Raw genomic sequence first — 12,919 nt, 5'->3', positions numbered from 1 at the left:
CGAAGTCGTAGCGTGCGACGTTCAGGGTCGCGTTTCTTGTGTGGCCTGTTGGTTGTCCGAACTGTTATGCGGCCACTTCATTGCATTCACTATCGCGCGATTCCGCCGCAAGCAGATTCAGCGCGACCAGAATCGCCGCGCGATTGTCGACATCGATCGCGAGGCCGAGCACGCCGGTGAGCCAGCGGCCAATTTTCGTGTTGGAAAATGCCTCGGCGCCGGCCGTCTTTTTCATGGCGACGCCGAGCTTGAGCGCGCGATAGTGGTAAGACGGCACCCCGTGCTGCGCCGCGACCGCCGACAGACCGCCTTTGCCTTCCGAGCACCAGCCGAGGCTGCCGGCCAGCATGATCCGCTCCGGTTCGTCGAGCGCTTCGATGAACTCGCGCGCCGCGCGCCGCACGCGCTGTTCGTCGAGGCCGTATTGCAGCAGGACGCTTTCCACCGGGTCTTCGAGCGCGTGCGCGTGCAGATCGATCTCCTGGGCGATGCCCTCGGTTTCCATCGACACGTTGCGCTGATGGCACGCGCTACGCAGACAGTCGATGAGATAGCGGCGGAAATATGCGCATACCGCGTAGCTGTTGGACGGCGCGCTGTCGGCGCGCGCGTTGGTTTCGGTGTGGCCGGGCGCGAGGCGCAGCACCTTCGCGTAGATGAACTGCGCGACCAGTTCTTCCTTGTCGTCGCCGAGCGCCTGCAATTCGAGCGGGTGGTAGCTCCGCAACGCGCGCTTGACCAGTTCGACCATCGACACCATTTCGTCCGCGGAGAGCCGGGTGCGTCTGCGCCACAGCTGCGGCAGGACCGCGTCGTCGAGTTGGCGGGCGAACTCGTAGCCTGGGACTGCGCCCATGGAAACCTCCATCACGGTTGGCAGGGAACGCGGCGGGCCGCGGCGCGTCAGCGCGCCAAGCGAGGGAAGATGGCCGAGATACCGCGCTGAAAACGTGAATGCAGTATGGTTCGCGGCGCGGCCTTCGCCTATATGGATTAAGTGTTAGCCGTTGGGTAAACTGCCGGGTAAACCGTCTGACGGATTGCCGAGTATTCGTCTGAAGCGTGCCGCGCCTGGTCGCCCGCTTCGACCCGCCGTTTCACCGGTACGCAGCAGCGCGCCGCCGCGGTAAAACTGCATGGGATCGGCAAAGGAGCTTTGCTCCAGATCCGATCGACACAGGAGAGCGCCCCATGCGGGCCGACCCGATCCAGCGTGCCATCGACGAAGATCTTGTGCGCATGCTCTACGCGCAGGACCCGATCGCGTTCTTTTCGCACTGGTTTTCGATCGCGGTGCTGGTGGCGATCTACTGGCCGCACGTGCCGTCGCCGCCGCTCTTTATCGCCTGCTTCGTCTTTTATGCGCTCGCCAATTGCGCGGGCCTCGCGCTGTGGATCTGCCATCGCCGCTATCCGCAGCAGGTCTCACCGCGCGACTGGATCTATCTGCACGCGCTGCGCGGCGTGCTTCTTTACAGCGGACCGGGTTTCGCCGTGTGGTTCGCGTTCCAGAGTCCGCAGACCGATCTGCCGCTATTGCATACCGTGATGCTGGTGACGCTCGCGGCCGGCGTGTTCATGTCCAATGGGTTCGATCTGCTCAATTTTTCGACGTCGATTCCGTTTCTGCTGTTGCCGTCGATCGTGCTGCATTTCGGCTCGCATACGTTCGAACGAACGATTCTCGCCATCGTGCTCGCGTTCTTCTTCTGCGCGATCAATGTGTATGCGATGAGCTATCGCAAGCTGTTTCGCCAGGTCGTGCAAGCGCGTGTCGATCAGCAATACCTTGCGCAATCGCTGGCCGCGCAAAAGCGCGTCGCCGAAGAGGCGAGCCTCGCGAAGACGCGCTTTTTCGCGGCGGCAAGCCACGATCTGCGTCAGCCGCTGCATGCGATCGGCCTGCTCGCGGCGTCGCTGAACGACCCAGCGGCGACGCCCGCGCAGCACGCGAAGACCGCGGGGCACATCGTCTATAACGTCGAGGCGCTCAATCAGCTATTCAACCAGGTGCTCGATCTCGCGCGGCTCGAAAGCGGCGTGACCCAGGTGATCCGCTTGCATTTCCGGCTCTCCGAGCTGTTCGAGCGGGTGGGCAGCCAGTATCGTCCGCAGGCCGCGGCGAAGGGGCTCGCGCTGCGCATCGCGCCGACTTCGATGGTCGTCTACGACGATCCGGTGCTGCTCGAACGCGTGTTGAGCAATCTGCTCTCGAACGCGGTGCGTTATACCGAGCAAGGCGCTATCTGGCTCGGCTTCCGGCGCGCGGGGCGACAGCGGGGCGGCTATATCGAGGTGCGCGATTCGGGCGTCGGCATTGCACCGGAAGAGCACGAGCGGATCTTCGAGGAGTTTTATCAGGTGGAGAATCCGCAGCGCGACGCGCGTCAGGGGCACGGGCTTGGACTGCCGACCGTCAGGCGGCTCGTCGGTCTGCTCGGCGGCGAGTTGCAGCTGCGCTCGGCGCCGGGGCGCGGCTCGGTGTTGCGCTTTGCGGTGCAGGAGGGCGACGCGAGCGGCATCGTCGCGAGTCTGAACGATCCGGTCGCGGGCGGCCCGGCCGCGCAGGGGCGGCGCGTGCTGTGCATCGACGACGATCCTTCGATATTGGAAGGCCTCGCGAGTCTGCTCGAGCGCTGGGGCTGCAACGTGCGTGGCGCGCGCGACGAAGCCGGCGCGCTCGCCGCGCTCGCGGATGGCTTCGTGCCCGACGCGGTGCTGTGCGACTACCAGCTCGCCAATCGCCGCACCGGTGCGCAGGCGCTGAGCGCGTTGCGCGGCGCGCTCGCGGGCGCGGGGCATGGCAAGGTGGTGATGCTGCTGATTACCGGCGATATGGCATCGGCGGAGCTGGCGGCGCTCGCGCTGCAGGGCGTTCCAGTGCTGCACAAGCCGGTGACGCCGGCGCGGTTGCGGCGCACGCTGGACATGCTGTGGCAGCAGGCGGAACTCGACAAGGAGGAGCCGGCGAGCGCGGTAGCGGGAGAACGGGCGCCAGAGGCTGACCCGGCGCCGTCGCCCGCAGCGGCCGGCTCGCCGCAAACCGAGGCGGGCTCCGGGGCGCGAAGCGAATCGCAGCCATAGGGACTGCAAGCAGCGACGGGTCAGCCTGCGGCGCAGCGCAAAAGCGCTATAACGTCTTGCCTGCCTCCAGCCATCCATTGATCACCGCGATCGCGGTCGAGCGGTTGTGCACGCCGAGTGCCCGAAAGATCACCGACAGATGCACCTTCACCGTACCTTCGGCGACGCCGAGGTCGCGCGCGATCATCTTGTTGGTCCAGCCGCGATGCACGAGCCGCATGATGTCCTGCTGACGCGGTGACAGGTTCTCCAACAGATGCTGCTGGTGCGGTTGCAGCGCGGGCACCTGCGTGATCGGTTCGGTCTGCGGGGCGGCGCTCCGAACCGGCACAACAGCCGATCCATCCGGGTCGGCTGCCGCGCATCCGACCGCCTGCGTCTCGCGCGAGCCGAGCAGACTGAGCGCCTCCATGGGCACATAGGCACCACCGGACAGCACCAGCTCGATCGCCTTCAGCATCACGCTGGCGGGCTGGCGCTTCGGCACGAAGCCGAGCGCGCCGGCCGCGAGCACCGCGCGCATTTCGTCGGGCGATTCCTCCGCGGACAGCACCACGACCGGCAGCGCCGGGTTCGCCCTGAGCAGGGTTTCGAGCGACTTCGCGCCGCTCATCCCCGGCATATGCAGATCGACGATCGCCAGATCGTGATTCGCGTCGGGTCGCGCGGCGCTTGCGAGGGTTTCCCAGCTGTCGGCTTCGTCGAACTGGGCGTCCGGATCGAAGCCGCGCAGCATGCCCTTGACGCCTTGCCGGGTCAGTTCATGGTCGTCGGCTACAAGAAACTTCATGATGTCTCCGCCAGTCGAGCCTGTCCGTTGAGGGCTGCCGCCGTTGCATGGTGGGCCGTTGCATGATTAACCGCGCGACGCGCGTGGCCGGCCGCCGGCATCGTTCGATGCGCTTCGTGATGTTAACGCAAGGTCTCCTGCACAAGGTTCCGACTTGCTACGTAGACGAGCCGCGCGCCGCTTTTTTTGAAGCGCTTGTGCGCGCTCCGGCAAATTATGCCCGCCAGATCGAGACGGTTCGCGCGCCGCTATCTGACCGCAAACAACGTCGCATTCATCAGAAGCTTGAAGGCGAACCCGAGCGACATCGCCGCGGCCACGCCGAAGCACCATAGCGCGATGAACCACAGCCAGCCCGGCAGCTTGCGGCTGGGTGTCGTGGCAGTGGCAGCGGCCGGCGACGTGCCGGCCTGCGTTTCAGTGATAGTGATGTTGGTCGCCATGACGCACCTTGCCTCGAAAGACCCAGTAACCCATCGTCGTGTACGCGACGATGATCGGCAGGATCACCGCCGCGCCGGCCAGCGTGAAGGTCTGGCTCGCGCGTGGCGCGGCGGCTTCCCATAGCGTGATGCTCGACGGAATCGCATACGGCCACAGGCTCACGAGCAGGCCGACATAACCGAGCAGTACGAGTGCGAGCGCGAGCGCGAACGGCGTGTTGTGATGGCGGGCGCGCACCGCGCGATGCATGAAAAACGCACAGATCGCGACGAGGAACGGCACCGGCAGCAGACGGTAGAAGATGCCGTCATGGAACCAGCGTTGCGCGATGCCCGCATCCATCAGCGGCGTCCATAGGCTCACGAGCGCGATGAAGGCGAGCAGCACCACTGTCAACGGCCAGACGACGCGATGCAGCCGGCGCTGCAGATTGCCCTCGGTCTTCGCGATCAGCCAGCAGCAACCGAGCAGCGCGTAGGTCGCGACGAGCCCCAGGCCCGTCAGCAGACTGAACGGCGTGAGCCAGCCGAACGCGTCGCCGGCATACGCGCCATCGGCGAGCGGAATGCCTTGCAGAAACGCGCCCAGCACGATGCCCTGGAAGAACGCCGCGCCCGCCGAGCCGCCGATGAACGCGAGGTCCCACAGATGCCTCGTGCGGCGCGACTTCGCGCGGATCTCGAACGACACGCCGCGAAAGATCAGGCACACGAGCATGAACACGAGCGGCAGATAGAGCGCCGACAGCACGGTCGAATAGACGACCGGAAACACCGCGAACAGCGCGGCGCCGCCGAGCACGAGCCAGGTTTCGTTGCCGTCCCACACCGGCGCGACGGTGTTCATCATCAGGTCGCGTTCCTTTTCGTCAGGGAAGAACGGAAAGACGATGCCGATGCCGAGGTCAAAGCCGTCCAGCACGACGTAAATGAAAAGGCCCAGTGCGATGATTGCGGCCCATACGACGGTTACGTCCATTTTCTTTCTCTTCAAGCGTGGGTTAGACGGCGTCGATCGTCTGATCGGCGGCGGACAGCGGGCGGCGCGCGCGCTGCGCGAGCGTCGGCTGCGGCAGGCCGTGCGGCTGGTCGTGTGACATGTGGCCAGGCAGCGCGGGACCGCAGCGCATCAGCTTCAGCATGTAATAGATGCCGGTGCCGAACACGAGGAAGTAGACGGCCACGAACGTCATCAGCGATAGACCGACCTGCTGTGTGCTCAGCGGCGACACCGCCTGCGACGTGCGCATCACGCCATACACGACCCACGGCTGGCGGCCCGCCTCGGTGGTGACCCAGCCGGCCAGCAGCGAGACGAAGCCGCTCGGCCCCATCGCGACGCACAGGCGCTGGAACCACTTCGCTTCGAACAGCCGCCCGCGACGGCGCAGCACCCAGGCGGCGATCGACATGGCGATCATCAAAACACCGAGGCCGGCCATGATGCGAAAGCTCCAGAACACGACGGTCGAATCCGGGCGGTCCTGCGGCGGAAATTCCTTCAGACCGCGGATTTCGCCGTCCCAGCTATGCGTGAGAATCAGGCTGCCGAGGTGGGGCACCGACAGCGCATAGTGCGTGGTTTCGGCCTTTATGTCGGGGATGCCGAACAGGTTCAGCGGGGTGCCGCCTTTTTCGGTGTCCCACAAGCCTTCGATCGCCGCGATCTTGGCCGGTTGATATTCGCGAGTGTTCAAGCCATGCTGATCGCCGACGAATGCCTGGACCGGCGCGAGGATCAGCAGCAGCCACAGCGCCATCGAGAACATCTTTTTGACGGCGGGATCGCGCCGGCCGCGCAGCAGATGCCACGCGCCGACCGCCGCGACCACGAGCGCCGCGACGATGAACGCCGCGAGCGCCATATGTGCGAGCCGATACGGGAACGATGGATTGAAGATGATCTTGAACCAGTCGAGCGGCACGACATGGCCGTCGACGACTTCGAAGCCTTGCGGCGTCTGCATCCAGCTATTGGACGCGAGAATCCAGAAGGTCGAGATCAGCGTACCGATCGCGACCATCAGCGTCGCGCCGAAGTGCGCGCGTGGACTCACGCGCTGCCAGCCGAACAGCATGATGCCGAGGAAACCCGCTTCGAGGAAAAACGCGGTCATCACCTCGTACATCAGCAGCGGACCGGTGATGGGCCCGGCGAAACTCGAAAAGCCCGACCAGTTGGTGCCGAACTGATAGCTCATCACGACGCCGGAGACGACGCCCATGCCGAAGGCCACTGCGAAGATCTTCGACCAGAACAGACAAAGATCTTTGTAGTAGGCCTTGCCGGTTTTCAGCCAGCGCCATTCGAGAACGGCGATGAAACTGGCGAGCCCAATGCTGAGCGCGGGGAAAACGATGTGAAAAGAAACGGTGAACGCGAATTGAATGCGGGCGAGATCGAATGCCGATAGTGCGGAGTTCATGATTCTGTTATGCGTGATGGCGGATGGCGCAAGCGTAGGGGATCGAAACGAAATGTGCTGCAATGCGAGGTGCGTCAACAAACCGCCTTGTTTTATGCGAGATACGCTTATTGATCGGGCAAGCCGTTGATGACTATCGGGTTTCTTTTAGCGGCTGATGGATGGCCGCGTGCGCGTCATCGCGTGAACTGCGTCAATCGACCGCGCTGCAGCAACGCGTTTCGCGCAGCCTCGCGCGGCAAGGTCGTGGGCCGCATCCGTCGCCAGCCGACAATCGATCCATCCCAACCGACTTCGTCGCTTCGCGTGCTAGCCACGCGATTTTTTTACTTTTACGATGCATGTTGCCGCCTGGCCGTTTCAGCGATTTTCTCTTCAATATTCGTTGCGCATTATCCGTTCGCCATTCGTTTGGTGTTCACCGCGTTTGCCTAAATAGTTTTGCAGCATTATTGCGACGTCGTTGCCGATATTATTTCGGGACGAAATTTCTCGATTGGCCATTACTCCATTGCCGTATCCGCACGGCGTTCTGTCATGCGTCGCGCGCATGCTTCGTGAGCAGCTTCCGCTTCATCCACCTGCCGGCGACGGCAGACTTCATCCACCAGGAGTCAGCAGATGAGCACGATCAAGACGAAAGACGGTACCTCGATTTTCTACAAGGACTGGGGCCGTGGCCGCCCGGTGGTGTTTTCGCATGGCTGGCCGCTGAGCGCCGATGCATGGGATGCTCAGATGCTGTTTCTCGGCAGCAAGGGCTTTCGCGTGATCGCGCACGACCGACGCGGTCACGGCCGCTCGGAGCAGCCATGGGACGGCAACGAGATGGACACCTACGCCGACGATCTCGCCGCACTCATCGAGCACCTCGACCTGCAGGACGCGACGCTGGTCGGCCATTCGACGGGCGGTGGCGAAGTCGCGCACTACATCGGCCGGCATGGCACGGGGCGCGTCGCCAAGGCCGTGCTGATCGGCGCGGTGCCGCCGCTGATGCTGAAGACCGCCGATAATCCGCTCGGCCTGCCGATTGACGTGTTCGACGGCATTCGCAAGGGCGTCGTCGACGATCGCTCGCAGTTCTTCAAGGACCTGGCCGTGCCGTTCTACGGTTACAACCGCGCGGGCGCCAAAGTGTCGCAAGGTGTTATCGATTCGTTCTGGCGCCAGGGCATGGCCGGCTCGATCAAAGGGCTGTACGACTGCATCAAGCAGTTCTCCGAAGTCGACTACACCGAAGACCTGAAAAAGATCGACGTGCCGACCTTGGTGCTCCACGGTGACGACGACCAGATCGTGCCGATCGACGCAGCGGGCCGGCAGACCGCGAAGATCGTCAAGAACGCGACGCTAAAGGTCTATCCGGGTGGCCAGCACGGCATGTGCACGGTGCAGGCTGACGAGGTCAATACCGACCTGCTCGAATTCATCGGTTCCTGAGCGATCGCTAACGTCATGATGTGACCGGTTGGAGGCGCGGGCGGCGGGTAGCGCCGCTCGCGCGGCGCACGCCTGAGCTGCGCCGGCGTCGGGCGAGACCATCGAAAGTCATACGATGTCACATGAAATGGCTCTTCGCATCTCATTGTTTTCTAACGAATTACGAACTCCGCTCTCGGCTGCTTAAGGGTAAATGCGGAGTTGAAATCCGCTTGGCCATCACCGATAGTACGTTATCGTACAACTTGAGTGTGTTATAGGCGACGCGCACGACGCGAGCCGCGACGCACTCAACCCTCTGTCTGTTCTCAGAAAACCTCGCGCGCGGCGCAGTAAAAGGAACCCCTATGAAGAAGATTGCCCTGAGTGGCGCCGGCGGCCAGCTCGGCTCCGTGGTACGTGCTGAATTCGTCGCGCGCGGCGTGCCGTTGCGCTCGGCCGCCGGCTCCAAGGTGCTGACGCCGCTCGTCGACGGCGAAGACGTCATGAACGGCGACCTGCGCGATCCGGCCGTCGTCGACCGGTTGCTGAACGGCGTGGACGTGCTGATCCATTTCGCAGGCACGAGCGTCGAGCGTCCGCTGCCCGAGATCATCGAGAACAACCTGCGCGGTCTCGTCGAAGTCTACGAAGGCGCGCGCCGCAACGGCGTAAAGCGCATCGTGTTCGCGAGCTCGAACCACGCGATCGGTATGTATCCGGTCACCGAACATCTGAGCCTCGACTGCGAACTGCGTCCGGACGGCTTCTATGGCCTGTCGAAGGTGTGGGGCGAAGCGCTCGCGCGCATGTACTGGGACAAGCACGGCATCGAAAGCGTGTGCGTGCGCATCGGCAGCTGCCTGGAGCGTCCGACCGAGCAGCGTCACCTGAGCACCTGGTTCGGCCATAAGGACCTGATGCATTTCCTCGAGCGCTGCATCGAAGCGGAGGACGTCGGCTTCCTGACCATCTGGGGCGTGTCGGCGAATACGCGTAGCTGGTGGGACAACAGCGGCGCCGCGCGCCTCGGCTACGAGCCGAAGCAGAACGCCGAGGACTATGCGCAAGACATCCTGTCGCGCCCGAATCCGCTCGATGAACTGGGCCAACGCTACCAGGGCGGCAGCTTCGTCGGCATCGACTATTCGCGCAAGGCTTAAGTCCCGTTCGGTTGGACGGGAATTGCATCACGAGGAGTAGCAGCAATGAAGATCAAGGGTATTCGCTGGTGGATGGTCGCGCTGGTCGCGGCCGGCCTGATCATCAATTACCTGGCGCGTAATACGTTGTCGGTCGCGGCACCGACGATGATGAAGGAACTCAACATCACGACCGAGCAGTACTCGCACGTGGTCGTGGCGTGGCAGCTCTGCTATGCGTTCATGCAGCCGGTCGCCGGTTTCGTGCTCGACACGATCGGCACAAAGCTCGGGTTCGCGGTGTTCGCGCTGGCGTGGTCGGTGGCGTGCGCGGCCGCTGCATGGGCGACCGGCTGGCGCAGCCTCGCCGTATTCCGCGGTATTCTCGGCCTCGCCGAATCGGCGGGCATTCCCGCCGGCGTGAAGGCGACGAGCGAGTGGTTTCCGGCGAAGGAGCGTTCGGTCGCGATCGGCTGGTTCAATATCGGCTCGTCGATCGGCGCGCTGCTGGCGCCGCCGCTCGTCGTGTGGGCGCTGTTTCACGGCAAGTGGCAACTCGCGTTCGTGATCGTCGGCATCGCGGGTATCGTGTGGAGCGTGCTGTGGATGATTGTCTACAAGCATCCGCGCAACCAGAAGCTGCTGGGCAACGCCGAGCGCGACTACATTCTGAGTGGCCAGGAAGCGAAGCATCAAGATGACGTCAGCACGCCGAAGCGCAACTGGCGCGCGATGCTGGTGAGCCGCGATTTCTGGGCGATCGGTATTCCGCGAATGCTGTCCGAGCCGGCGTGGCAAACGTTCAACGCGTGGATTCCGTTGTACATGATGACCGAGCGGCACATGAACCTGAAGGAAGTCGCGATGTTCGCGTGGATGCCATTCCTTGCCGCCGATATCGGCTGCGTGCTCGGCGGTTATCTGAGCCCGCTGTTCCACAAGTACGCAAAGGTGTCGCTGTTCACGTCGCGCAAGATGGTGTTCGTGGTCGGTGCGCTGTTCATGATCGGGCCGGCGTGCGTCGGTCTCGTCGAGAGCCCATACGCGGCGGTGGCGCTGCTGTGCGTCGGCGGCTTCGCGCACCAGACGCTGTCGGGCGCGCTCTACGCGATCACGTCGGACATGTTCGGTAAGCACGAAGTCGCGACCGCGACGGGCATGGGCGGCATGGCCGGCTATCTGGGCGCCGCCGCGTTCACCGCGCTGTTCGGCGTGCTCGTCACGCAGATCGGCTATAGCCCGCTGTTCGTCGTGCTGGCGGTGTTCGACCTGATTGCCGCGGTCGTGGTCTGCCTGATGGCCAGGAGCTCGGACAAGATGCCGGAGCCGAAGTGGACGTTACCGGATGCGGTGACGGCGAAGTAGTGTGAAGTGCGGTCGGCTCTGGTGGGCCGGTCTGGCGAAAGAAGCGGCGCTCGGGAGTGGGCGCCGTTTTTTTTGCGGCTTTTTCGGCGGTTGACTGAATGCAGATGTTGTGGCGCGAGCATGTCCACAAACTACTCGCTGAGAAGCCTCTTTAATTCATCAAGAAATGAGGCGGTCGTGTAGCCCCACAGTTTCGGAGAAAAGTCCTGGCCATAGTCTTTTTTGAACGCAGTGTCCAGATCCTGCGGGTGTTCGCTCATGAATGAATTGATTTCATGAACCATCTCGAGATGGCTCTCTCGGGGGCAATCCCTCTTGTAGCAAGCGATGATTTCAGGAATCGTATCTCCCCATATATCCGAGTCCTCATTAAGGTATGCACCAAATAGCTGATACATTTTTGGGTAACGGGTTGATAACATAAAATTTTTTCATCCAACGTAAGCGGTAAGAATATAGTATGGCATTCGGTTGTAGGTTTGATATTTCAGAACAACTACAACTTCATTCATGGGCGTGAGTTTGCCTGTCTCTCGCGTAATTCCATAGCCGACGTTACCCGCCACGCGCCGCGTCAGAGTGAGCGGGCCGCCTCTGCCCGAAGACTGCGCCCATTGGCGAATGCTTGTTGCATTGGTACGCATGACTTCAGATATAGCCGATTCAGCGCGTTCGAGATTCGCGAACGACGAAACCTTCTCTCGCTGCGGCTCGAGTCTGAGTCTTTCGCGTAACTGCTCTTCGGTCCGTCCAACGTGCTTCCGGAGTGTGTGTCCGCCAATTCGACTGCCCGCCTTCGCTTCGTGCATTTCCAGACTGATCCGGCCCATCACGATCCGCGAAGCACGTACAGCCTTGATCGAACCGGCAAAGCCAAACGGCACGACCATATCGAGCGACAGACCGATATGGTTCGCCATGTCGGGACTGGCCTTCATCGCTTCGGCGAGTTTCGTCGTGCCTTGCTGAGTGAGCGTCGCCGTATCTCGCGCCGTCCAGATCTGACGCCAGCCAGCGGCTGCCGTGTCCGAGCCATGTACGCCGAACACCACGCATCCGGCCTTGCTTGCCATGCTCGGTTCCGGCATCGCACACAGCGCGCCGGCTCCGACCATTTCCAGAAGGCCGCCGACGAGTTGCAACCCGCCCCATAGCCGGTTGGAAAGCATCTCGCTGGAGCTGATGGACTGACGGGTCAGCACCGCCGCCAGTTGTGGCGCACTGAGCGCGATACGCACGCCGTCCGGATTCGGATCATTCAGCACTCTGAATTCCTCTGTAGTCGTAGGGGCTATCAAGCTAACAACCGGGTACAAAGAGAGGGAATGGGCGAAGGATGATTCTTGTGTCCTGATGGTTCGCTCGACCGGACGTCAGCCGGATTCGATGGCGCATGGGACGGAGGCGAATGCCGGGACAGCGCGATCACTACTCACGCCGTGTGCTACGAAGACGCGCAAGATCGGCGAATAGATCGTATTGAAAAGGCGAAAGCAGCAGCAATACGGCGGCGAGCGTCGACGACGCACTGCGTCTGTTCGAACGTCAGGCTGCTGCCGATATGAGGGGAGGCTAAACGTCGCGAGCTATGCTCACGCGTTGATGGTCATACGCTGGTTAGAAGCGCTCGACCAGACGACGAATTGCGATCGAGTCGGCCATCGGTCACATGCAGACAGACGGAGACCCGATCGGCCCTTTGACCCAGTTAGGTCGCCGCGACTGAGATCAGCATTGCTTTGATCTTTTCCCAATCCCCGGCAATGGGCTCCATCGTCCATTGTCGCCATCTGCGCCGCAAGATGACCGGCAGGCGCGGGCAGTTGGATCGTTTCTCAAGGTGACTCAGAACGATGTTCCGCACTGCCTCAGGGCTCCACGCGTTCCATTCGCCGGCCACGAAGAGATTTGGCAGGAACGCGGGCGCCACCTCATCGCGCAGGATCTTTTGCAACTCGTGCAGCGCAAAACCTGAACACCGCAGTCTTTCCGCGACGTACCGGCAAGCAATCTCATCTGATCCGATGAGGGGGCGAGTTTTTGACTGCCTATCGCTCGCCGTCATGCGCTAGCCAGACAGGCTAACGCACGGCAGGAGCCGGCAATCCGCGGAGACACCGGGCCGGGAGTCGCCATCGCTAAACACGATAAAAGGTGTCGCGTCAGGCGGCGAAAGGCTCACGACCCGGAAGAGGGAAAGGGCATCACACACGAACTATGTACGATGCCCAAGAATGCAAAGTGCAA

12 protein-coding genes are annotated in these 12,919 nt (G+C 62.6%); 4 read left to right on the top strand and 8 right to left on the bottom strand.

All coding sequences use genetic code 11. The features are described from left to right. Positions 1–64 precede the first annotated feature (64 nt). Positions 65–856: a hypothetical protein gene (locus tag BJG93_RS24275; protein WP_027193897.1), complete on the bottom strand. Its 792-nt coding sequence runs from the start codon at positions 854–856 to the stop codon at positions 65–67. Positions 857–1,191: 335 nt separating this feature from the next. Here BJG93_RS24275 and BJG93_RS24270 point away from each other — a divergent pair, with 335 nt between their 5' ends. Further along, positions 1,192–3,084, top strand: a complete 1,893-nt coding sequence (locus BJG93_RS24270) for an ATP-binding response regulator (RefSeq protein ID WP_027193896.1) — start codon at positions 1,192–1,194, stop codon at positions 3,082–3,084. A gap of 46 nt (positions 3,085–3,130) precedes the next feature. On the opposite strand, the gene BJG93_RS24265 is transcribed toward BJG93_RS24270, so the two are convergent. From BJG93_RS24265 to BJG93_RS24250, 4 genes are all read right to left on the bottom strand, one after another. Next, positions 3,131–3,874, bottom strand: a complete 744-nt coding sequence (locus tag BJG93_RS24265; RefSeq protein ID WP_027193895.1) for a response regulator transcription factor — start codon at positions 3,872–3,874, stop codon at positions 3,131–3,133. A gap of 248 nt (positions 3,875–4,122) precedes the next feature. After that, a complete protein-coding gene (locus BJG93_RS24260; RefSeq protein WP_027193894.1) occupies positions 4,123–4,317 on the bottom strand; it encodes a hypothetical protein in 195 nt (64 codons plus the stop codon). Then, positions 4,292–5,296 (bottom strand): cytochrome d ubiquinol oxidase subunit II, encoded by a 1,005-nt coding sequence (gene cydB / locus BJG93_RS24255; protein ID WP_027193893.1) that lies wholly within the window; start codon positions 5,294–5,296, stop codon positions 4,292–4,294. Before cydB ends, BJG93_RS24260 begins: the two co-directional genes overlap by 26 nt. Before the next feature lie 22 nt (positions 5,297–5,318). Next, complete coding sequence (locus tag BJG93_RS24250; RefSeq protein ID WP_027193892.1) at positions 5,319–6,743, bottom strand: cytochrome ubiquinol oxidase subunit I; 1,425 nt, start codon at positions 6,741–6,743, stop codon at positions 5,319–5,321. A 621-nt stretch (positions 6,744–7,364) separates the two neighbouring features. Here BJG93_RS24250 and BJG93_RS24245 point away from each other — a divergent pair. The 3 genes from BJG93_RS24245 to BJG93_RS24235 all read left to right on the top strand — a co-directional run bounded on the left by BJG93_RS24245 (position 7,365) and on the right by BJG93_RS24235 (position 10,672). Continuing rightward, positions 7,365–8,186, top strand: a complete 822-nt coding sequence (locus BJG93_RS24245) for an alpha/beta fold hydrolase (RefSeq protein ID WP_027193891.1) — start codon at positions 7,365–7,367, stop codon at positions 8,184–8,186. A 347-nt stretch (positions 8,187–8,533) separates the two neighbouring features. Then, positions 8,534–9,328: an NAD-dependent epimerase/dehydratase family protein gene (locus BJG93_RS24240; RefSeq protein ID WP_027193890.1), complete on the top strand. Its 795-nt coding sequence runs from the start codon at positions 8,534–8,536 to the stop codon at positions 9,326–9,328. A 45-nt stretch (positions 9,329–9,373) separates the two neighbouring features. Next, positions 9,374–10,672, top strand: coding sequence for an MFS transporter (locus BJG93_RS24235; protein WP_027193889.1), 1,299 nt, complete (start codon positions 9,374–9,376; stop codon positions 10,670–10,672). 131 nt (positions 10,673–10,803) lie between these two features. Here BJG93_RS24235 and BJG93_RS24230 read toward each other — a convergent pair whose 3' ends face one another. The 3 genes from BJG93_RS24230 to BJG93_RS24220 form a co-directional block, all read right to left on the bottom strand. Further along, a complete protein-coding gene (locus BJG93_RS24230; protein WP_082194453.1) occupies positions 10,804–11,070 on the bottom strand; it encodes a contact-dependent growth inhibition system immunity protein in 267 nt (88 codons plus the stop codon). Between the two features lie 33 nt (positions 11,071–11,103). Then, positions 11,104–11,937 carry an RNase A-like domain-containing protein gene (locus BJG93_RS24225; RefSeq protein WP_027193887.1) on the bottom strand — a complete coding sequence of 278 codons (834 nt, stop codon included), beginning with the start codon at positions 11,935–11,937 and terminating at the stop codon, positions 11,104–11,106. 443 nt (positions 11,938–12,380) lie between these two features. Continuing rightward, positions 12,381–12,737, bottom strand: coding sequence for a DUF7079 family protein (locus BJG93_RS24220; RefSeq protein WP_027193886.1), 357 nt, complete (start codon positions 12,735–12,737; stop codon positions 12,381–12,383). Positions 12,738–12,919: the final 182 nt, after the last annotated feature.

Origin of the sequence: Paraburkholderia sprentiae WSM5005 (genome assembly GCF_001865575.2) — a bacterium.
In the GTDB taxonomy this organism is placed as follows: Bacteria; Pseudomonadota; Gammaproteobacteria; order Burkholderiales; family Burkholderiaceae; genus Paraburkholderia; species Paraburkholderia sprentiae.
The sequence above is the reverse complement of the archived record's forward strand: the minus strand, read 5'-3'. Positions and strand labels throughout refer to the sequence as shown.